This window comes from Microbacterium sp. K24, assembly GCF_004794465.1.
Lineage (GTDB): Bacteria > Actinomycetota > Actinomycetes > Actinomycetales > Microbacteriaceae > Microbacterium.
This window is the reverse complement of sequence record NZ_SSDJ01000139.1, coordinates 1-20,919: the sequence shown is the minus strand read 5'-3', so window position 1 is coordinate 20,919 and position 20,919 is coordinate 1. Positions and strand designations below refer to the sequence as shown.

Sequence of the window (20,919 nt, the reverse complement as noted above, 5' to 3'; positions counted from 1 at the left end):
GAGGCACTATCTTGAATCGGGACGAGAGGACACCCCCACATGACTGAACGCACCGGACGCCGCCGCGTCCTTCTCAAGCTCTCCGGCGAGGCCTTCGGAGCCGGTCAGCTGGGTGTCAGCCCCGACGTCGTCTCTCAGATCGCACGCGACATCGCCGCGGCCGTCGACCGGGTCGAGGTCGCGATCGTCGTCGGGGGAGGAAACTTCTTCCGCGGCGCCGAGCTCAGCCAGCGCGGCATGGACCGAGGCCGCGCCGACTACATGGGCATGCTCGGCACCGTCATGAACGCGCTCGCCCTCCAGGACTTCCTCGAGCAGGCGGGGGCCGCGACGCGCGTGCAGTCCGCCATCTCGATGACCCAGGTCGCGGAGCCCTACATTCCGCGCCGCGCCGAGCGTCACCTCGAGAAGGGCCGCGTCGTGATCTTCGGCGCCGGCGCCGGACTCCCGTACTTCTCCACCGACACCGTGGCCGCGCAGCGTGCTCTCGAGATCGGCGCGCAGGAGGTGCTCGTCGCGAAGAACGGCGTCGACGCGATCTACACCGCGGACCCCAACAAGCACGCGGACGCCGAGCGCATCGAGCGCGTGACCTACCGCGATGCTCTGCAGCGCGGTCTCAAGGTCGTCGACTCGACCGCGTTCAGCCTGTGCATGGACAACAGCATGGACATGCGGGTGTTCGGCATGGAGCCCGCGGGCAACGTCACCCGGGCGCTGCTGGGCGAACCCATCGGCACACTCGTCACCGCCTGAGGCCAAGACCGGGTGGAGTGCGCTTCGCCCGATAGAATTTCCAGAACACCCCGACGATAGGAGTCACCGTGATCGCGGATGTCCTCGCTGAAACCACCTCCCGTATGTCGCGGGCGGTCGAGGCTGCCAAGGAGGACTTCTCCACGGTGCGCACCGGCCGTGCGAACCCGCAGCTGTTCCAGAAGCTGCTCGTGGACTACTACGGCACGCCGACCCCGTTGGCACAGCTCGCGTCGCTGGCCAACCAGGAGGCTCGCACCCTCATCATCACCCCCTATGACAAGTCGGCTCTCAAGGCGATCGAGCAGGCGGTCCGCGACATGCCGAACCTCGGGGCGAACCCGACCAACGACGGCAATCTCGTCCGCGTGACGATGCCCGAGCTCACCGCCGAGCGGCGCAAGGAGTACGTCAAGCTCGTCAAGTCCAAGGGTGAGGACGCCAAGGTCCACGTGCGTGGCATCCGTCGCAAGGCCAAGGACGAGCTCGATGCGCTCAAGAGTGAGATCGGCGAGGACGAACTGGCGCGCGGCGAGAAGGAGCTCGATGCTCTGACGCGCCAGCACGTCGACCTCATCGACGACGCTCTCAAGCGCAAAGAGGCCGAACTCCTCGAGGTGTAGTGCGGATGTCCGACGACACGCGAGATGCCGAGGAGGGACAGCCGCACACGCGCCGAGATGCGCGTGACGCGGGGACTTCCGACGACGGCATCCCGCTCGCAGACGCGGCGTTCCCGTCGTTCGATGCGGCGAGCATCCCCCCACGACCTCCGCTGCCGCCCGCCGAGGCGCAGCCGGATGGTCCGGGGCTGCTGGACACCGCCGATCACAACGCGATCAGGGAGCAGTGGCGCGTACGGCGCGATGAACTGAACAGTCACGTCTCGTACGCGCGCGACCAGATCGATCAGGCCAACGAGCGCATCAAGGAGCGCACGGGCCGCGACCTGATCGTGGCCATCCTGATCGGCCTCGCCTTCGGTGCGGCACTGCTGGGATCCCTGCTCTTCATCAAGGTGCTGTTCGTGCCGTTCGCCCTCGCCGCGGCGCTTCTGGGCGTGTATGAGCTGTCGCGCGCGCTGCGAGCCTCGGGCCGACGGGTGGACGTCGTTCCCCAGCTCGTCGCGGCGTCGGTGCTCGTGCTCTCCGCGTACTTCGCGGAGCCGTGGCTGTGGTGGGTCGTCCTCTTCGTGGCCGTGGCTTTCGTCATCGTCTGGCGCCTCATCGGCCAGATGATCGTGAAGGACGGCCGCACCTACGGCGAGGTGCTGGCGGATGCCGTCATCGGCGGATTCGTGCAGATCTACGTGCCGTTCCTCACGGGCCTCGCGCTCATCCTGCTCGGGCAGGAGGGTGGGCAATGGTGGGTCCTCGGCTTCATCGCCATCGCCGTCGCCGTCGACACGGGTGCCTATGCCGCCGGTGTGGCCTTCGGGAAGCACCCGATGGCGCCGCGGATCAGCCCGAAGAAGACCTGGGAGGGATTCGGCGGCGCGGTCCTCGCGTCTCTCGCCGTCGGCGTGCTGCTGGCCCTCTTCCTGCTCGACCTCCCGTGGTGGGCGGGGCTCATCTTCGGTGCGGCGATCCTGCTCACGGCGACGCTCGGCGATCTCGGCGAATCGATGCTCAAGCGCGACCTCGGCGTCAAGGACATGAGTTCGTGGCTTCCCGGCCACGGCGGGCTGCTCGACCGGCTGGACAGCATCCTGCCCTCGACCATCCCTGCCATCGGCCTGTACTTCCTCCTCTCTCCCTGGGTGGTTCTCTGATGAATGAAGACCGGATCGACGAACGGACGGAGCCCGAGGCCCCGCCCGCGTTCGCGCTCACCACCGGGCGGACCCGGGGCTATCACCGCACGGCGGTCGACACGTTCCTCGCCTCGGCGCGCCGGGCATTCGAGACAGGACGCGACGACCTGGGGGCCGTCGATGTGCGCACGGCCTCGTTCCCGCTCGTCAAGAACGGCTACGTCGTGGCGGATGTCGATGCCGCCCTCGGACGTGTGGAGGATGCCTTCGCGGCGCGGGAGAGGGAGCGCGTCGTGCGCGCACGGGGCGCAGGGGCCTGGGTGGAGCAGGCTCGAGAAGACGCGCAGCTCATCCTCGACCACCTCGCCCGACCTCGTCGCCACCGCTTCGCGCGCACGGGCGTCCTCACCTTCGGCTACCGGATCGACGAAGTCGATCACGTCGCCACGCGCATCGTGCGATACCTCCGCGACGGCGAGGGCCTGACCGCCGAGCAGCTGCGTTCCGCAGCGTTCCGGATGCAGCGCGGCGGCTACCGCGAAGAGCAGGTCGACGCCCTCCTCGATGCGGCGATCGACGTCATCCTGGCCGTCCGCTGACGTTTCTGATGGCCGTCTCAGCAAGGTCTGCGTAGACTGTCACCCATCGTGAACTCCCGAAACGACATGACTCTCGAACGAAGCCACTCCTCGCTGGTGCCCGCAGCGACGGTGAATTCGGCGCGCAAGGGCACGCGGCGGTGGTCGCGACGACGCGGTGTGGTCGGCGTCTTCAGCGCTCTCGCCGTCGTCGGGTTCGCCGGTGCGCTGGTCGCTCCGACCGGCGTGGCACTGGCCGAGCCCGTGCAGGCGGAGGCACCGGACTCGGTCTACGCCGCCGCTCTCGCAGACACGCAGAACCTGACCGTGACGGTCGAGGGTGCCGAGATCGCGCCCGTGGTGCGCGGCACCTTCGAGGTCTACGTGAAGCCAAAGCCGAAGCCCGTTCCGGTGGTCGCCTCCACGCCGACAGGCGGATCCTCGGGCGGCGGCGGACCCCTGTTCTACACGGGCGGCGGCGCGCCCGCCGAGTGGATGGCCGCGGCCGGCATCGCCGAGGCCGACTGGGGCTACGTCGACTACATCGTCTCCAAGGAGAGCGGCTGGAACCCCAACGCGACGAACAAGTCGTCCGGAGCGTGCGGTCTTGTGCAGGCGCTGCCTTGCAGCAAGGTGCCGGGCAACGGATACGACCCGGTCGACAACCTGCGCTGGGCCACCGGCTATGCGACCGGTCGGTACGGCAGCTGGGCCGGCGCCTACAGCTTCTGGACGAGAAATCACTGGTGGTGAGCCGGCATCGTGCCACGCTCCCATCGACGCCGTCCGACGCGCCCTGACACCGAAGACTCTCTCGATCGTCTGATCGCGGGGTGGAAGCGTACGGAGACCCGCCGTGGCACCGAATGGACGGTGCAGCCGGTCTCCGCAGCGCAGGCGCTGAAGTCCTATCGCTGCCCCGGGTGCGCACAGGACATCGAGGCCGGTACACCGCACCTCGTCGCCTGGCGCGCCGACGGCGTTCTGGGGGATGCCGCCGACCTCGCGGCACGACGTCATTGGCACACGCACTGCTGGAGGATCGCATGAGCATGGAGATCCGGGGGCCGCTGGAGCTTCCCGCCCGACGTGAGGAGATCGAGCTCCGGACGGCGGATGATCTGACGCTCGTCGGCGAACTCGCCCAGCCGGAGCTTTCCGCTCCGGTCGCGACCCTCGTGACGCTGCATCCGCTGCCCACTGCGGGTGGCTTCATGGACTCGCACATCCTCCGCAAGGCGGCGGCGCGGCTGCCTGCCCTCGCCGACCTGGCGGTGCTCCGCTTCAACACCCGCGGGACGAGCTCGCAGCGCGGCACCAGCGACGGTGCCTTCGACGGTGGTGCAGCGGAGCAGTTCGATGTCGCGGCCGCCATGGACTTCGTGCGAGACCGCGCGCTTCCCCGGCCCTGGCTGCTGGGCTGGTCGTTCGGCACCGAGCTCGCCCTGAAATACGGTCGGGAGCACGACATCGAGGGCATCATCCTGCTCTCTCCGCCGCTGCACCGGGCGACCGAGGCCGAGGTCGCCGCGTGGGGGAGCACGGACCGTCCTGTGGTGGTGCTGGTGCCCGAGCTCGACGACTACCTCCGTCCTGACGAGGCGCGCGAGCGTTTCGCATCCATCCCGCACGCGCAGCTCATCGCCGTCGACGGCGGCAAGCACCTCTGGGTCGGCGAGACGCAGACCCGTCGCGTGCTGACCGAGATCGTGGCCGCGGTGAACCCTGCAGCGCTCCCGCTGGCGACGCACTGGCCGCCCCTCGACTGAGACCCGTCAGAGTTCGTTCATGCGGGGGATCAGCACCTGGCGGTAGAGGATCAGGATGCTGGCGGCGACGGGGATCGCGATGAGCGCTCCGAGCAGACCCAGCAGGCTGCCGCCCGCGAGCGCGGCGACCACGACCACGGCGCCCGGCACGGCGACGGCGCGACTCATGATGCGCGGAGAGATGATGTACGCCTCGATCTGCATGTAGATCAGGTAGTAGATGCCTGCGGCGATCGCGGTGGCGGGGGAGCCCAGCCCGGGGATCAGGCAGGTCAGGACGATGATCGTGGATCCGGTCAGTGTGCCGACCAGCGGGATCAGTGAGAAGAAGAAGGCCACGACCGCGAGGACGGCCGGGAACGGCGCCTTGATGATCGAGAGGAAGATCGCGCTGAGCACGCCGTTGATCACGCCCTGTGTGACCTGTCCCATGACGTAGTAGCCGACCGAGTCGGTGATCTGGTCGGCGAGGTCGATGAAGCGGTCGCGCTTCGACGCGGGGGCGAGCTGGTACACGGCGCGCTTGAGCGAGGGCGTCGAGGCGGTGAGGTAGATCGTGAGGATCAAGACGATGAACGCGCCGAACAGGCCGCTGAGGACCGCGCCGCTCGCGACGAGAACGCTCTGTCCGATGGACCCGCCGATCTCGGCGAGGTTCGTCGTCAACCAGTCCGTGACGTAGGTGAACACGTCGTCGACGAGGAGGTTCGGGAACGCGTCCTGCATCCATGCCTTGATGTCGGGGATCAGATCCCCGCGCTGGACGATGGCGGAGATCTGCACGATGAGCTGAGAGATCTGGTCCACGAGCACGGGGAGGACGATGAGCACGATCCCCACGAACACGGCGAGCACCGCGACGATCGTCGTGAGCACCGCGAGCCAACGCGGGAGGCGGCGCCGCTCGAGGAAGGAGACGAGCGGGTCGAGGCCGAGACTCAGGAACAGCGCGGTCCCGAGGTACAGGAGCACGGTCGACAGCGTCTGGACGCTGCCGATCAGCAGGATGCCGAGTCCCACGCCGAGCGTCGCCACCAGGGCGGTGCGGAAGGGGTTGTGGATCTTCATCGGGACTCCTCGGAACGGCTGTGTCCAGGCTATCGAGCCGGGTGACGGCGTCCGGTGCGACGTGCCGCGCAGGCGGCGGGGCGGGACCTGCTCGTGGGCAACACACAGGAGGTTTCGCTAGTCTGAAATGTCGAGTGTTGCGGCCCGGGTGGATATCCGTGCTGCGTGAGGAGACTATTCGTGCGTTTCGTATGGGCCGTTGTGGCCTTCGTACTGGCCGCGGCGCTGATCGGGGCCGGGATCGCCCAGCGAACCATCTTCCTGGGTCCGCAGTCGCAGAAGACCCAGGTCGAGATCGAGGAACCGGCGCCCTTCGTCCTTCTGGACGGTGACGTCCTCCGCGCTCACCCCGGTGCCCAGACGCTGCTCATCAAGGGCGAGGGAGAGATCTTCGCGAGCTACGGTCGCACCCCTGACATGGAGGCGTGGCTGGCCGACTCCGACTACAACCGCGTGACCGTGGGCAAGAGCGGGGCCCTCGATGTCGAGCACATCGCCGCCTCCGCCGACGCGGACTCATCCGACGAGACCGAGGCGACTCCTGCGCCCGAGGAGACCTCCACCCCCGAGGCCACGCCTGAAGCCACGACCGAACCCGATGCCGGCGCCGAGGGCGATGCCGGCGACACCACGACCGACGAGGCCGCCGGTCGCAACCCGGCAGGCTCAGACCTGTGGCTGGACTCGTTCGGCGACGAGAACTCGCTGATCGCCGACAACATGCAGCTCCCGGAGGGAACGAGCGTGCTGATCGCCTATGACGGCACGAAGGACGCCCCGGACGACATCTCCGTCTCGTGGCCGCTCGACAACACGACCCCGTGGGCGGGCCCGCTCATGGTGGCCGGTGGTCTGGTCCTGCTGGTCGGCCTCATCCTCTACGTCCTCGGCATCCGGCACCAGCGCCGTGGTCGCGGCCCGCGTCGCAAGGGTCCCGGCCCGCTTCCGGTCACCGAGCCGATCGATGTCGCAGCACTCCCGCCGGCGGAACGCGCCGCGATCGAGTCGTCCGAGCCCGATGCGCCCGCGAGCGCTCCCGACCAGGCCGAGATCGAGGACGCCGAGATCGTGGACGAGGGCAAGGAGCAGGAGTCGAAGAACTCGATGCGCGCTGCGATTCCCGCACGTCGGCGTCGGCGGCTGCTGGTGATCCCCGCCCTCGGCCTCACCGCCGTGCTCGCCGCCGGATGCTCGGCGGAGTCCTGGCCGCAGTTCGGCGAGGGATCCCCGTCGCCGTCGCCGAGTCCCACCGTGATCGCCCCGGACAACCAGAAGCCGCCTGCTGTCACCGACGCTCAGGCGACGCGGATCCTTCAGACGGTCTCCAGCACGCTGGAGGAGGCCGACACCGCCCTCGACGTCGATCTGGCGTCGACCCGTCTCGACGGACCGGCTCTCGCCGCACGCACCACCGAGTACGCGCTGCGTACGCAGATCACCGATTCGCCCCTCCCGTCCGTGATCCCCACCGATGAGGTGGAGGTAGTTCTCCCCGAGGCGACCGACAAGTGGCCGCGCACGGTGCTGATGCTCTCCAAGGGCACCAGCGACGAGACTGTTCCGCCGGTCATCCTCACCATGACGCAGGCAGACCCGTGGTCGAACTACAAGGTGACGAACATGGCCGAGATGTCGGCAGATGCCGCCTTCCCGGCTGTCGCGGCCACCTGGCTCGGCACGTCGCTCGTCCCGCAGGACTCCGCATTCCTGCGGGTCGCGCCGGGTGAGCTCGCCACCACGTTCGCCGACGTCGTCGACCAGGGCGAGCAGAGCGCCTCGTACGACCTGTTCGACGAGCAGGCCCTCACTCTGGCCAAGTCGATCGTCGACAGTCGCCAGGCCGTGGTGCAGACTCTCGCGGACAACGGTGCGGCCGAGACCTCGCAGGCGACCTTCGACATGGCGCCCACGACATCCGTGCCGGTTTCGATGACGACTCTCGACAGCGGGGCGATCGTCGCCGTGTCGTTGACCGACACCGAGACCGTGGCGCCCACGACGGCCGATGCGGTGATCCGGTTCGGCGACAACGCGCAGGCCAAGGCCCTGACAGGTGTGTCGGAGTCCGCCAAGGGCGTCGCCACCACGTACGAGTTCCAGCTGTTCTTCTCGGTCCCGGCCCAGGGATCGACGGAGCAGATCAGGCTTCTGGCTGTCCGCCAGGATCTTCTGTCCGTAGAGGTGATCAAGTGAGTGAAATCTCCCCGGCCGCGCTCCGCGGCGCCGTCGATCTGTCGAGCCTGCGCAATCGCCCGGCTCCCGCGCCCGCCGGAGCACCGGCGCCCGGAATCGTCGATCTCGTCGTCGATGCCACGGACGAGACCTTCGGTCAGATCCTCGAGATCTCGCGCACCGTGCCGGTCGTCGTCGACCTGTGGGCGGAATGGTGCGGGCCCTGCAAGCAGCTGAGCCCGATCATCGAGAAGGTCACGCGCGAGCTCGGCGGACGCGTGCTTCTCGCCAAGGTCGATGTCGACGCGAACCCGCAGCTCGCCCAGAGCTTCCGCGCGCAGTCCATCCCGATGGTCGTGGCGCTGATCGCCGGTCAGCCGGTGCCGATGTTCACCGGCGCCGTGCCCGAGGAGCAGGTCCGCGAGGTCTTCGCACAGCTGCTCCAGGTCGCCGCGCAGAACGGCGTCACCGGCACGCTGTCGGTCGGTGGAGATGCCGATCCTGAGGCTCCGGTCGAGGAACCGCCGCTTCCGCCGCTGCATGCCGAGGCGTTCGCGGCGATCGAGACCGGCGACTACGCCGCTGCTATTCGCGCCTACGAGAAGGCTCTCGCGGAGAACCCGCGCGACGAGGATGCGATCGCCGGACTCGGGCAGGTCCGCCTGCTCGACCGTGTGCAGGGTCTCGACCTGCAGCAGGCTCGTGCCGCGGCCGCGGAGGCACCTCTCGACGTCCAGGCGCAGTTCGCGGTGGCCGACCTGGATCTCGCCGGCGGACACGTCGACGACGCGTTCGGCCGTCTGCTCGATCTGTTCGCGCAGCTGCCGTCCGACGAGCGCGCACCCGTGCGCGAGCGCCTCGTCGAGCTGTTCGGTCTCATCGGTGCGGCGGATCCGCGGGTCGTCTCGGCGCGGAACCGTCTCTCGTCGCTGCTGTTCTGACCGCCTGAGGACCCCCGACCGGCTGTGCGCCAGCCGGGGGTCTCTCAGCCGTGGCTGATCGTCGGGACGTGCGGGTCCTGCTGATGGCGCAGCCACAGCGTGGAGAGCGCGGGCAGCGTCAGCGTCGCGGTCGGGGCTCCGTCGTTCTCGGAGCGGGCGATCACCACGCCGAGGTTTCCCGATCCGCGGCCGCCGTAGTCCGCGGCATCCGTGTTGAGGATCTCCTGCCACACGCCCTCGCGAGGGAGCACCAGACGATGCCCGGTGCGCTCGACGCCGGCGAAGTTGCTGATGACGACGACCTTGCCGCCGTGGGCGTCGCGGCGTTCGAACGCGATCACCGTCGGCTCCCAGTCCGGCGCACCGAGTCGGGAGAAGGAGGAGCCGTCGCTGTCGCGTTCCCACAGCGGAGCCTGAGCGCGGTAGGTGTGGTTCATAGCCCCGACGAAGCTCTGGAGCTGCGCATGCGACGGCTGGTCGAGGAGCCACCAGTCGAGCTCGCGTCCCTCCGACCACTCGGCGAGCTGTCCGAACTCCTGGCCCATGAACAGCAGCTTCTTGCCGGGGTGTCCCCACATGTAGGCGAGGTAGGCCCGCACGTTGGCGAGCTTGTGCCAGTGGTCGCCGGGCATCTTCGTCAGCAGGCTGCCCTTGCCGTGCACGACCTCGTCGTGACTGATCGGCAGGAGGTAGTTCTCGCCGAACGCGTACACGAACGAGAACGTCATCTCGCCCTCGTGATGCGAGCGGTACATCGGGTCGCGCTCGATGTACTGGAGCGAGTCGTTCATCCACCCCATGTTCCACTTGAAGCCGAAGCCGAGACCGGCGTGGTCGGTCGGCGCGGTCACCCCGGGGAAGCTCGTCGACTCCTCGGCGATCATCAGGATGCCCGGGTTCAGGCGGTAGGCGGTCGCGTTGACCTCCTGCAGGAAGCGGATCGCCTCGAGGTTCTCGCGACCGCCGTGGATGTTCGGCTCCCACTCGCCGGCGTTGCGCGAGTAGTCGAGGTAGAGCATCGAGGCGACGGCGTCGACCCGGAGCCCGTCGACGTGGAACTCACTGAACCAGTAGAGAGCGTTCGCGACCAGGAAGTTGCGCACCTCGTTCCGGCCGTAGTCGAAGATGAGCGTGCCCCAGTCCTGGTGCTCGCCGCGCCGCGGATCCGGGTGCTCGTAGAGGGCCTGACCGTCGAAGCGAGCCAGGGCGAAGGCATCCTTCGGGAAGTGGCCGGGGACCCAGTCCATGATCACGCCGATGCCGGCCTGGTGCAGCCGGTCGATCAGGTGACGGAGGTCATCGGGAGAGCCGTACCGGCTCGTCGGCGCGTAGTAGCCGCTGACCTGGTACCCCCAGGAGCCGCCGAACGGATGCTCGGCGAGCGGCATGAACTCGACGTGCGTGAAGCCGGCCTCGGTCACATGCTCGATCAACGGGTCCGCGATCTCGCGGTATCCCAGGCCGCCTCGCCACGACCCGAGGTGCACCTCGTAGACGGAGAGGGGCTGCGCGACGGCGTGGGTCGCCGCGCGGCGCGTCATCCATGCCCCGTCGGTCCAGGTGTAGCCCGATTCCGTGACGACGGACGCCGTGTTCGGCGGAACCTCCGCCGCGAGGGCCATCGGGTCGGCCTTGAGGATCCAGGAGCCGTCGCGGGTACGGATCTGATACTTGTACTTCGTCCCCAGGGAGAGGTCCGGGACGAACAGCTCCCACACGCCGCTGGCGCCCATCGAGCGCATCGCATGGGACTCGCCGTTCCAGCCGTTGTGATCCCCGACGACGCGCACGGCCGAGGCGTTGGGCGCCCACACGGCGAAGGAGACGCCCTGCTCGCCTTCGAGCGTGCGCGGGTGCGCGCCCAGCACCTGCCACAGGCGCTCATGGCGTCCTTCGGCGATCAGGTGCAGGTCGATGTCACCCAGGACCGGAGAGTGCCGGTACGGGTCGCCCTGGACGGTCTCCTCGTCGTCGCCGTATGCGGTCGCGAGGCGGTAGGGGAGCGGGGGTCCTGCGTGCTGGGCCTCCCAGATGCCGTGGGCGACGTGTGTCAGGGGCAGGCGGCTCCCGTCGTCGAACACGGCCTCGACAGACGCGGCAAGCGGCCGACGAGCCCGGACGACCGTGACGGTGCGATCGGCCGCATCCTTGAGGGGATGGGCGCCGAGAATGGCGTGCGGGTCATGGTGCTCGGCAGAGGCGACGGCCTCCCAATCGGCGGACGCGGTGGCGTCTTCCACGTAACTCATGATCGCTCCCTCACCTTCAGGATGTGCACCGGCTCGGCGAAGGCGTCGAGTCGCACGTAGTTGTGATCGCCCCAGGTCCAGACGGCGCCGGTCAGCAGATCCTCCACCTCGAACGTCTCGCCGAGCGGCACGCCCCAGAGCGTCGTGTCGAGATGGACCGTCGTCTCCCGCACCGAGTGCGGGTCGACGTTGGCGACGACGATGATCGTGTCGTCGCTGCCGGTGCCGGTGAAGGCGGCGTCCAGGTGCTTGCTGTAGACGAGCACCGCGTCGTCATCGCTCCAGTGCGCGGAGAAGTTGCGAAGCTGCCGCAGGGCCGGATGCGCGGAGCGGATCTCGTTGAGCCTGCGCAGCAGCGGGGCGAGCGATTCTCCGCGCTCCTCGGCGCCGACCCAGTCGCGCACCTTGAACTCGTACTTCTCGTTGTCGATGTTCTCTTCGGAACCCGGCCGGGCGACGTTCTCGAACAGCTCGTACCCGGCGTACACGCCGTAGATCGGAGCAGCGGTGGCGGCGATGCAGGCGCGGATGCGGTACGCGGCCCTTCCGCCGAACTGCAGGTACTCGGTGAGGATGTCGTGCGTGTTCACGAACAGGTTCGGCCGCATGTAGTCGCTGGTCTCGTGCGAGATCGACGTCAGGAACTCCTCGAGCTCGGCCTTGGTGTTGCGCCACGTGAAGTAGCTGTAGCTCTGCTGGAAGCCGACGGCGGCGAGTGCGCGCATGACCGCCGGTCGGGTGAACGCCTCGGCGAGGAAGATGACGTCGGGGTCGGCGGCATTCACGGTGCCGATGAGCCACTCCCAGAACTGCAGCGGCTTGGTGTGCGGGTTGTCGACGCGGAAGATCTTCACGCCCTGTGCGACCCAGTGCTGCACGATGCGGAGCATCTCGGCGTAGATTCCGGCCGGGTCGTTGTCGAAGTTCAGGGGATAGATGTCCTGGTACTTCTTCGGCGGGTTCTCGGCGTAGGCGATCGTGCCGTCCGGCAGCGTGGTGAACCACTCGGGGTGCTCGGCGACCCAGGGGTGATCGGGTGAGGCCTGCAGAGCGAGGTCGAGAGCGACCTCGAGCCCCTCCTTCTGCGCAGCTCGGACGAAGGCACGGAAGTCCTGCGGCGTCCCCAGGTCGGGGTGGATGGCGTCATGCCCGCCCTCGGCAGAACCGATCGCGTAGGGCGAGCCCGGATCGCTCGCTTCCGCGACCAGGGTGTTGTTCCGGCCCTTGCGGTTCGTGGTGCCGATCGGGTGGATCGGCACGAGGTAGATCACGTCGAAGCCCATCTGCGCCACGCCGGGCAGCCGCTTCGCGGCCGTACGGAACGTGCCGGTCTTCACGGTGCCGTCCTTGAGGCGCTTGGCGCCTTCGGACCGCGGGAAGAACTCGTACCAGGCGCCGACGCCGGCGGTGACGCGCTCGACGAGCAGCGTCTGCTCGGGAGCCGCGGAGCGGAGACTGGCGAGGGGGCGCTCCGCGAAGATCTGAGCGAGCACGGGATCCGTGGACAGCGCGATGGTCGTGGCGGCATCGCCGTCGGCAAGAGCCGCGGCATCCGCCTGCAGGCGCTTGCGCTGTGCTGCCGGGCGATCTCTCTCTGCGGCCGCTCTGGTGAGCAGCTCCGCACCGAGAGCCGCCATGATCGGCACATCGACACCGGCCGCGACCTTCAGCTCGGCCGCATGCGCCCAGGTCGCGAAGTCGTCGGAGAACGCCTCGAAGCGGTAGCGCCACGTTCCCTGCAGGTCGAGGCGGACCTCGGCTGCCCAGGTGTCGGTCCCGTCGAGTCGCGGCGAGAGCCGGAGCAGGGACTCCTCGCCGTCGGGCGACGTCAGCCGGACATGCACGCCGATGATGTCGTGGCCTTCGCGGAAGGCGACGACGCTGAACGGCACGACCTCGCCGACGAACGCCTTCGCCGGGAACCCGCCGGGCACCGATGGCGAGCCGTTCAGGAGCGGGATGCGCGGCGCTCGCGTATCCGCGACGCTCGCCATCTGACCCGAGGGGCGCGTCGGGATCTGCGCGGGACTCCGAAGAGCCGGGGGCGGGGTGTTTCCAGGACGTGCAGCCACAAGCCGAATCTACCTTCCTGGTCGAATACGGCGCAGCGGGTGGACAACGGCGCCGTCGCTTGACATCATTCGATGCGGAACAGCCGCATCGACGTTCCGGAGGTGGGCAGCACATCGCCCGGCGCGAAGACCTCGGCGTCGTCGGAGGGCTGCTCGTCCGCGCTCGACCACAGCGACACGAAACGCGTCGCTCCCTCGATCTCCTCGGGAAGACGCACGTCGATCGGCGATTCCGTGCCATGCACGATCAGCAGGATCCTGTTGGCGGCTTCCTTGTCGGGCGTGGACGCGGCCACGTACTGCAGGGTGCGGTTGCGCGGATCCGCCCACTGCGAACTCTCCATGGTCTCGCCGTTCTGGTCGTACCAGTCCATGACGGACGCGTTGGGGATGTGCTCGCCGAGTCGCGCGTACTTGCTCGGCCGGAGCGCCGGGTTCTCCGCGCGGAGGCTGATCAACCGTGCGACGTGCGCGCGCAGATCCTTCTGCCACGGCTCGAACTCCCAGGAGAGCCAGGTCATCGCCGAATCCTGGGCATACGCGTTGTTGTTGCCGCGCTGAGTGCGTCCGACCTCGTCGCCCGCGGTGAGCATCGGGATCCCCGCCGAGAGCAGCAGGGTGCCGAGCAGGTTGCGCATGGCCTTCCGACGGGCCGTGAGGATCGCCGGGTCGTCGGTGGGCCCTTCGACGCCGTGATTGAACGCGCGGTTCATGTCGGCGCCGTCGCGGTTCTGCTCGCCGTTCGCCTCGTTGTGCTTGACGTCGTACGAGACCAGGTCGTGCAGGGTGAATCCGTCGTGGGCTGTGACGAAGTTCACGCTCGCGAGAGGTCCGCGCGCCTCGCTGAAGGTGTTGGACGATCCGGCGAGCCGAGTCGCGAAGCCGCCGATGCCGACGGGAGCAGAGGCTCGTCGCGCATAATCGATGTCGCTGAGCCAGAAATTGCGGACGCGATCGCGGTAGCGGTCGTTCCATTCGTGCCAGCCGGCGGGGAAGTTGCCGGTCTGCCAGCCGCCCAGCCCGACGTCCCACGGCTCGGCGATGAGCTTCGTGTCGGCGAGGATCGGATCGTTCGCGATGGCGGTGAGCAGCGGATGCTCGGGCGTGTAGGTGTGCGCCCCGTCGCGGGCGATGGCCGCGGCGAGATCGAATCGGAAGCCGTCGATCTGCATCTCCTGCGCCCAGTAGCGGAGGGAGTCGAGGACGAGCCGGGCACCGGCATCCGTCGACGTGTTCAGGGTGTTGCCGCAGCCGGTCGTGTCGATGTAGACGCCGGTGTCCTCCTGACGGTAGTAGCTCGCGTTGTCGATGCCGCGAAGGCTCGAACGAGGACCGCCGATGCCCTCTTCGGAGGTGTGGTTGTAGACGACGTCGAGGATCACCTCCAGACCCGCTTCGTGCAGCAGCCGCACCATGCCCTTGAACTCGGCGAGGATGGCTTCGGGGCCTCGTTTGCGCGACTCCTCGGTCGCGTAGGCCGTGTGGGGTGTGAAGAAGTTGAGGGTGTTGTAACCCCAGTAGTTCGTGAGTCCGCGCTCGAGCAGGCGCGGCTCGGGGACGAAGGCGTGCACCGGCAGCAGCTCGACCGACGTGATGCCGAGGGAGTGCAGATACTCGATCATCGCCGGGTGCGCGAGACCCGCATAGGTTCCGTGCAGCGCCGGCGGCACGTCCGGATGACGCTTCGTGAGCCCCTTCAGGTGACCTTCGTAGATGACCGTGCGATCCAGCGGTACGCGCGGCTTCTGCGAGTCTCCCCAGTCGAACCCGTCGACGATGACGACCGAGCGCCATTCCTCGTAGCCGTCGCCCTGGGCCAGTCCGCGAGCGTAGGGGTCGAGCAGCAGGCTCTCGGGGTTGAACGTGTTGCCGGGACCATGCGGGCCGCCGACACGGACCGCATAGCGCACTCCGGCCTGCAGGAGAGGTGTCGTGATCTCCCAGATCCCCCCGGGGCGGCGTTCCAGAGGAGCGACGTCGGTCGCCCAATCGAGGTCCGTGGCGTCGAACACGACGAGCTCGACGGAGGAGGCGTTCTGCGACCAGATGCGGAGCGTTCCGACGCCGTCGTGCAGACGGACGCCGAGGTTGTCCAGGGCTGGACCGCCGGGCGCGGTGAAGTCTCGGGACTCGGGCATGAGTACACCTTAGGGGTGTGTGTCGCAGTCCCACGACCCAGCGCACTGAGTGCCACGAGACGATGGCCGCGGATGCTCCGATCCGCGAGAGAATCGAAGGATGCGGCACTACCTGGACCACGCGGCGACCACGCCTCTGCGGCCCGAGGCGCGCGATGCGTGGCTGACGGCGACCGAGACGGTCGGAAACGCCTCATCGACGCACGGCGCCGGCCAGGACGCGCGTCGTCTGCTCGAGGAGTCGCGTGAGCGCGTCGCCGCCGTCCTGGACGCCGACCCGATCGAGATCGTCTTCACCTCGGGAGGAACGGAATCGATCAATCTCGCGCTCCAGGGGATGTGGCACTCCCGTCCGTCCGGCACGGATGCGATCGTGCTGCCGGATGCCGAGCACCACGCGACGATGGACACCGTCGCGGCCTTGGCCGACGAAGGAGCCGTGGTGCGCGTCGTCGGCGTCACGCCGTCGGCAGGCATCGATGTCCCGTCGTTCGCCGCGCAGCTGCCCGGCGCCGCCGTCGCGACGGCTCTCATGGCGAACAACGAGGCGGGGACCCTCAACGATGCTGCCGCCCTCGCAGCGGCGAGTGCCGCGGCAGGCGTGCCGTTCCACCTCGACGCGGTCGCTGCGCTCGGCCACGTCGCGCTGTCCTTCCGTGACCTGCGATCGGATGCCGCGCCCGGAGTCGGGCTGGTGGCGATGAGCCTCGCGGGGCACAAGATCGGTGCGCCGGTCGGCGTCGGCGTGCTCGTGGCGGCGCGGACCGCCCGACTCACTGCGCTGCTGCGCGGCGGCGCTCAGCAGCGCGGTCTCCGTGCCGGAACGCAGGACGTGGCGGGAGCAGCCGCCTTCGCGACGGCGCTGGAGCTCGCGGAGGCGGAGCGCGAGGTGGAAGCCGCTCGGCTCTCGGCGCTGCGCGACCGTCTCGTCGCCGGCATCCGCTCCGCCGTCCCCGCTGCGGAGCTGCTCGGGGATCCGATCCGTCGGCTCCCCGGGAACGCGCACCTGCTCTTCCCCGGCGCTGTCGGGGAGAGCCTCCTGTTCCTGCTCGACGTCGCCGGCGTCGCGGCATCCACCGGATCCGCCTGCCAGGCAGGGGTCGCCGAACCGTCCCACGTCGTCATGGCGATGGGCAGGAGCGAGCGCGATGCGCGCAGCGTGCTGCGATTCTCGCTCGGCCGCACCTCGACGGATGCCGATGTCGACGCGGTGCTCGCCACCATCTCCGACGCCTACGCACGGGCATCCGGGTCCGGCACAGGCGCGCGCTCGTAGACTGGTCCCATGCGGATCCTGGCAGCCATGAGTGGGGGAGTGGACTCCGCCGTCGCGGCCGCACGTGCCGTGGAGGCGGGGCATGACGTCGTGGGCGTGCACCTGGCGCTCTCGCGCGCCGGCGGCACCCTTCGCACCGGCAGCCGTGGCTGCTGCACGATCGAAGACGCGCTCGACGCGCGCCGCGCCGCCGATCTGCTCGGCATCCCCTTCTACGTGTGGGACTTCTCCGAGCGGTTCCGGGACGACGTGATCGACGACTTCATCGCCGAATACCAGGCCGGGCGCACGCCGAATCCGTGTATGCGCTGCAACGAGAAGATCAAGTTCGCCGCACTCCTCGAGCGTGCGATCGAGCTCGGCTTCGATGCGGTGTGCACCGGTCATTACGCGACGCTGGTCGACGGCGAGCAGGGGCTGGAGCTGCATCGCGCGTCGGACAACGCCAAGGACCAGTCCTACGTGCTCGGCGTCCTGACGACCGAGCAGCTGGCGCACACGTACTTCCCGCTCGGGACGACGCCGTCGAAGGCGATCGTGCGCGCGGAGGCGGAGGCGCGTGGACTCACGGTGGCGCAGAAGCCCGACAGCCACGACATCTGCTTCATCCCCGACGGCGACACGCGCGGATGGCTGGCCGAGAAGGTCGGCACCGCCACCGGCGAGATCGTCGACCGCAGCGGTGCCGTCGTCGGCTCGCACGAGGGGGCGCACGGGTTCACGGTCGGACAGCGTCGAGGGCTCAAGCTCGGCGTGCCGGCATCCGACGGGAAGCCGCGGTTCGTGCTCGAGGTGCGCCCGGTGTCGAACACCGTGGTCGTGGGGCCGAAGGAGGCTCTGGCGATCGCGGAGATCGCAGGGGAGCGGTTCAGCTGGGCGGGAGCCGCACCGACCGAAGAATCGTTCGCGTGCCACGTGCAGATCCGGGCGCATTCCGAGCCCGTCGCTGCGGAGGCGTTCGTGAGCGACGACGGGGTACGGGTCGTCCCCGAGATGCCGCTCGACGGCGTCGCACCGGGGCAGACGGCCGTGCTCTATCTCGGCACGCGCGTGCTCGGCCAGTTCACGATCGACACCACCGTCTCGGCCGTCCCCGTCGGCGCGTAGGTCTCGATGGATGTCGGTACCCGCTCCTAGACTGGCGGGGTGCCGGAGAACATCTCGCTGGAAGACGCCCGAACCGAAGCCGAAGAGCTGACCACTCGCATCCTCGAGGCCAAAGACGCCTACTACGGGCGCGACACCTCCGTGGTCGACGACTTCACCTATGACGGGTGGATGCATCGCCTCGAAGAACTCGAGCGGCTGCATCCCGAGCTGCAGGGCCAGGATTCCCCGACGCAGATGGTCGGCGCCGCCGAGGCGACGGGCCTCGCGACGATCGAGCACGCCGAGCGCATGCTGAGCCTCGACAACGTCTTCTCGATCGAGGAGCTGCGGGAATGGGCCGCGAAGACCCAGGCATCGGCCGGGCGCCAGGTCGCGTGGCTCACCGAGCTGAAGATCGACGGCCTCGCGATCAACCTGCGCTATGAGAACGGGGTGCTCACCTCGGCCGCCACCCGAGGAGACGGGCGCGTGGGCGAGATCGTCACCGAGAACGCGCTCCGGCTGCCCGAGATCCCCGAGCGCCTCACCGGGGAAGGGCATCCGGCGATCGTCGAGGTCCGCGGCGAGGTGTTCATCCCGGTCGCCGCGTTCGAGCGTCTCAACGCCGCGCAGGCGTCGTTCCGCGAGCGCGCCTACGACGACGCGCTCGCACGCTGGGAGGCCCGCGGCGGCGCGAAGAAGCCCTTCGACGAAGAGAAGGCGCGCACGGCGGCCGCACGGCGCTTCCCGTCGTTCGCCAACCCCCGGAATGCGGCCAGCGGCGGTCTCCGCCAGCAGATCGACAAGAAGGACGGTCTCGAGCTCGAGGCGGGTCTTCTGCGCATCGAATCGCTCGCCCTCTACGTGCACGGCGTCGGCGCCTGGACGAATCCGCCGGTCGAAGCCCAGAGCGAGGTCTACGAACTGCTGGCCGGATGGGGGCTCCCGACGAGCCCCCACTCCAAGGTCTGCGCGTCGATCGACGAAGTCGCCTCGTTCGTGGAGTATTTCGGCGTGCACCGCCACGACATCGAGCACGAGCTCGACGGCATCGTCGTGAAGGTCGACGAACTCGAACTGCACGACGAGCTCGGCGCGACCAGTCGCGCGCCGCGCTGGGCGATCGCCTACAAGTACCCGCCCGAAGAGGTGCAGACGAAGCTGCTCGACATCGTCGTCTCCGTGGGGCGCACCGGGCGCGCGACGCCGTTCGCGGTCATGGCCCCGGCACAGGTCGCCGGTTCGGTCGTGCGGCAGGCGACTCTGCACAACAAAGACGTGGTGAAGGCCAAGGGCGTGCTCATCGGCGACACCGTCGTGCTGCGCAAAGCCGGTGATGTCATCCCCGAGGTCCTCGGCCCGGTGGTCGAGAAGCGCGATGGCACCGAGCGCGAGTTCGTCATGCCGGTCGAATGCCCCGAATGCGGCACGCCCCTGCGCCCGATGAAAGAGGGCGACATCGATCTCCGCTGTCCCAACGCGCGATCGTGCCCCGCCCAGGTGCGCGGACGGGTCGAGCACATCGGATCGCGAGGGGCTCTCGATGTCGAGGCGCTCGGCGAGGTGACGGCCGCCGCGTTGACTCAGCCGACCTCGCCCGAGGTGCCGCCGCTGCAGACCGAGGCCGGACTCTTCGCCCTGACGATCGATCAGCTCGTGCCTATCGAGCTCTTCGTGCGCGACGCCGAGACCGGACTCCCCAAGGAAGACGAAGACGGCCTCGTCAAGACGCGGGCGCCGTTCCGACGGAATCCGACGGCTGCCGAGAAGAAGAGCGGCGTCGAAGGGCCGCAGCCGTCGTCCCAGGCCATCACTCTGCTCGCCGAACTCGAGAAGGCGAAGACCAAAGATCTCTGGCGACTGCTCGTCTCACTGAACATCCGTCATGTCGGTCCGTCCGCGGCGCGGGCGCTGGCGCAGTGGTTCGGCTCGCTCGATGCGATCCGTGCGGCTTCACGAGACGAGCTCGCGGCGGTCGAGGGAGTCGGAGGCATCATCGCCGACTCGCTCCTCGCCTGGTTCGAGATCGACTGGCATCAGGAGATCGTGCAGCGCTGGACAGAGGCCGGGGTGCAGTGGGCGACGCCCGGTCATCCGGGTCCTGGCGGGGCGATCGCCGCGGGAGGGGTGCTCGAGGGACTCACGATCGTCGCCACAGGATCGCTCGACGGGTACACCCGCGACGGGGCGCAGGAGGCCATCATCACCGCAGGAGGAAAGGCGGCGTCGAGCGTGTCGAAGAAGACCGACTTCGTGGCCGCTGGCCCGGGTGCGGGCTCCAAGCTCGCGAAGGCCGAAGAACTCGGCATCCGCATCCTCGACGCAGCGCAGTTCCACATCCTCGTGACCGAAGGCCCCGACGCCCTCGCATGAAGCGCTACGGACCGCTGATCGCCGTGCCCGGCGCTCTGGCTGTGGGCGACCCCGGCCGGAATCACGTTCGGCTGACCCCGGACGCGGTGATCCTCCGGGAAGGAGCGGAGAATCGGGGCATCGTCACGTGGGACGGCCTCGACCGCATCACGCTCGATGTGCCGACCACGAGGTTCCGGCTGCCGGGGCTCGTCGGGACAGTCGTGCTCGGCGCGCTGACGGCGATCGCTCTCTCAGACCTCGGTGTCGATCCCGACGACGGGCGGGTGACCCTCGTCGTCGACGGTGAGCCACGGGTGATGCCGCTGAGCCGTCATCACGTCGGTGGGTACTGGGGTCCGACCGTCGACGGCGCGCACCATCTGCTGGCACACCTCATCGCCCACCCGGAGCAGCGGGCGCTGCTCGCCCACCCCGAGCCGTTGGTCGACATCGCCGCACTGCTCGCGCGCGAATCCATCTAGCGGTCGCGTCCTCCGTCGGAACCCCGCAGAACGACGCGAACTTCGCAGAGTTCGTGTGAATCCCTGCGAAGTTCGCGTCGTACTGCGGAAGTCCTGCGTCAGCCCTTGTGCCGCGGCTTGCGGAAGGGCTTCTCCTCGCGGTCGCCGCTGCGGCCCGGGCGCTCGTCGCGACGCTCCGGGCGGTCGCGACGCTCGAACCGATCGCCGCGGTCCGCACCGTC

The 20,919-nt window shown here is 68.8% G+C and carries 17 protein-coding genes; 13 read left to right on the top strand and 4 right to left on the bottom strand.

Annotated features, from left to right (window positions below; all coding sequences use genetic code 11):
- Positions 1–39 precede the first annotated feature (39 nt).
- The 7 genes from pyrH (at position 40) to DW306_RS15865 (ending at position 4,856) form a co-directional block, all read left to right on the top strand.
- On the top strand, positions 40–756 hold the full coding sequence (gene pyrH, locus DW306_RS15895) for a UMP kinase (RefSeq protein ID WP_017202017.1): 717 nt from the start codon (positions 40–42) through the stop codon (positions 754–756).
- A gap of 68 nt (positions 757–824) precedes the next feature.
- Positions 825–1,379 (top strand): ribosome recycling factor, encoded by a 555-nt coding sequence (frr, locus tag DW306_RS15890; protein ID WP_116635057.1) that lies wholly within the window; start codon positions 825–827, stop codon positions 1,377–1,379.
- 5 nt (positions 1,380–1,384) lie between these two features.
- Complete coding sequence (locus DW306_RS15885; protein ID WP_205814196.1) at positions 1,385–2,527, top strand: phosphatidate cytidylyltransferase; 1,143 nt, start codon at positions 1,385–1,387, stop codon at positions 2,525–2,527.
- Complete coding sequence (locus tag DW306_RS15880; protein WP_136056561.1) at positions 2,527–3,108, top strand: DivIVA domain-containing protein; 582 nt, start codon at positions 2,527–2,529, stop codon at positions 3,106–3,108. The genes DW306_RS15885 and DW306_RS15880 overlap by 1 nt, the downstream gene beginning before the upstream one ends.
- Before the next feature lie 66 nt (positions 3,109–3,174).
- A complete protein-coding gene (locus tag DW306_RS15875; protein WP_136056560.1) occupies positions 3,175–3,840 on the top strand; it encodes a transglycosylase SLT domain-containing protein in 666 nt (221 codons plus the stop codon).
- Between the two features lie 9 nt (positions 3,841–3,849).
- A complete protein-coding gene (locus DW306_RS21655) occupies positions 3,850–4,137 on the top strand; it encodes a hypothetical protein (protein ID WP_136056559.1) in 288 nt (95 codons plus the stop codon).
- Between the two features lie 2 nt (positions 4,138–4,139).
- Positions 4,140–4,856, top strand: a complete 717-nt coding sequence (locus DW306_RS15865) for an alpha/beta fold hydrolase (RefSeq protein ID WP_136056706.1) — start codon at positions 4,140–4,142, stop codon at positions 4,854–4,856.
- Between the two features lie 6 nt (positions 4,857–4,862).
- Here DW306_RS15865 and DW306_RS15860 read toward each other — a convergent pair whose 3' ends face one another.
- Positions 4,863–5,924 carry an AI-2E family transporter gene (locus DW306_RS15860; RefSeq protein WP_136056558.1) on the bottom strand — a complete coding sequence of 354 codons (1,062 nt, stop codon included), beginning with the start codon at positions 5,922–5,924 and terminating at the stop codon, positions 4,863–4,865.
- Between the two features lie 180 nt (positions 5,925–6,104).
- Here DW306_RS15860 and DW306_RS15855 point away from each other — a divergent pair, with 180 nt between their 5' ends.
- Entirely contained in the window at positions 6,105–8,117 is a 2,013-nt protein-coding gene (locus DW306_RS15855; RefSeq protein WP_136056557.1) for a glycosyl transferase, read from the top strand.
- A complete protein-coding gene (locus DW306_RS15850) occupies positions 8,114–9,037 on the top strand; it encodes a tetratricopeptide repeat protein (protein WP_136056556.1) in 924 nt (307 codons plus the stop codon). Before DW306_RS15855 ends, DW306_RS15850 begins: the two co-directional genes overlap by 4 nt.
- A gap of 44 nt (positions 9,038–9,081) precedes the next feature.
- Here the strand turns inward: DW306_RS15850 and glgB are convergent, their stop codons facing one another.
- The 3 genes from glgB to glgX all read right to left on the bottom strand — a co-directional run bounded on the left by glgB (position 9,082) and on the right by glgX (position 15,496).
- Positions 9,082–11,286: a 1,4-alpha-glucan branching protein GlgB gene (gene glgB, locus DW306_RS15845; RefSeq protein ID WP_136056555.1), complete on the bottom strand. Its 2,205-nt coding sequence runs from the start codon at positions 11,284–11,286 to the stop codon at positions 9,082–9,084.
- Positions 11,283–13,280 (bottom strand): alpha-1,4-glucan--maltose-1-phosphate maltosyltransferase, encoded by a 1,998-nt coding sequence (locus DW306_RS15840; RefSeq protein WP_136056705.1) that lies wholly within the window; start codon positions 13,278–13,280, stop codon positions 11,283–11,285. The genes glgB and DW306_RS15840 overlap by 4 nt, the downstream gene beginning before the upstream one ends.
- 143 nt (positions 13,281–13,423) lie before the next feature.
- Positions 13,424–15,496: a glycogen debranching protein GlgX gene (glgX, locus tag DW306_RS15835; protein ID WP_136056554.1), complete on the bottom strand. Its 2,073-nt coding sequence runs from the start codon at positions 15,494–15,496 to the stop codon at positions 13,424–13,426.
- Between the two features lie 100 nt (positions 15,497–15,596).
- On the opposite strand from glgX, the gene DW306_RS15830 reads away from it, so the two are divergent.
- Genes DW306_RS15830 through DW306_RS15815 form a run of 4 tightly spaced genes read left to right on the top strand, consistent with a single transcriptional unit; the run spans position 15,597 to position 20,698 of the window.
- Positions 15,597–16,772: a cysteine desulfurase family protein gene (locus DW306_RS15830; protein ID WP_136056553.1), complete on the top strand. Its 1,176-nt coding sequence runs from the start codon at positions 15,597–15,599 to the stop codon at positions 16,770–16,772.
- A gap of 9 nt (positions 16,773–16,781) precedes the next feature.
- Entirely contained in the window at positions 16,782–17,879 is a 1,098-nt protein-coding gene (gene mnmA, locus DW306_RS15825) for a tRNA 2-thiouridine(34) synthase MnmA (protein WP_136056552.1), read from the top strand.
- 39 nt (positions 17,880–17,918) lie between these two features.
- Entirely contained in the window at positions 17,919–20,234 is a 2,316-nt protein-coding gene (gene ligA, locus DW306_RS15820) for an NAD-dependent DNA ligase LigA (protein WP_136056551.1), read from the top strand.
- Positions 20,231–20,698 carry a hypothetical protein gene (locus DW306_RS15815; protein WP_136056550.1) on the top strand — a complete coding sequence of 156 codons (468 nt, stop codon included), beginning with the start codon at positions 20,231–20,233 and terminating at the stop codon, positions 20,696–20,698. Before ligA ends, DW306_RS15815 begins: the two co-directional genes overlap by 4 nt.
- The last annotated feature ends 221 nt before the right edge of the window (positions 20,699–20,919 follow it).